The organism is Mesorhizobium tamadayense (genome assembly GCF_003863365.1).
GTDB lineage: Bacteria > Pseudomonadota > Alphaproteobacteria > Rhizobiales > Rhizobiaceae > Mesorhizobium > Mesorhizobium tamadayense.
Genome location: NZ_RQXT01000232.1, coordinates 1 through 506 on the forward strand (window position 1 = coordinate 1; position 506 = coordinate 506).

Annotated in this window: 1 protein-coding gene; it reads right to left on the minus strand. The window is 59.7% G+C overall.

All coding sequences use genetic code 11. The features are described 5' to 3' along the window. Nucleotides 1-199, minus strand: a 199-nt coding sequence (locus tag EH240_RS38680) for a hypothetical protein (protein ID WP_206075408.1), incomplete at its 3' end; no start/stop codon positions are given. Nucleotides 200-506: the final 307 nt, after the last annotated feature.

Consider the following 506-nt stretch of genomic DNA (forward strand, 5'->3'; position numbering starts at 1 on the left):
GGGCATAGTGTTCGATAGGGTAAACCGGCCTCAGCAACCGTGCGAGCGGCGCCAATCCTGGAAGCGGCAGCGTCTCCGACACTTGCGGGCTCGCTTCCTTGCCTTCTGCCCCGACAGGCTGCGCTATCGGCAGAGCGCTGCGCAGGAAGGGAGCGATACCCATAATCTTGAGTTCTTCGCGCGTCGGTTCTTCCTGCACAGGGAAGATGTCATAATTCTTCCGGGCTCCGGGTGAGGCGCGCGCGCGGCGGATTCACTGGGCTGAGCTGTAAGGGAAGGTGCTCGCGCGCCGCAGTGACGCCCGAGATTGCACGGTAGGGTTGCAAATTGGGTGATCTGTGATAAGGAAATGTGAAGTCAGAAGAGGCCTCTTGAAATGAAGCGCATGCAAGAAAAGGACATTCCCGCATTCGTGCAGGACGTGGTCGCAACGGGCTGCGATATCTGCGCCGTCGGTCCGAGTTGTTACTCCCTGGGCGATACCGATGTTCCGCGCGACAAGCGTA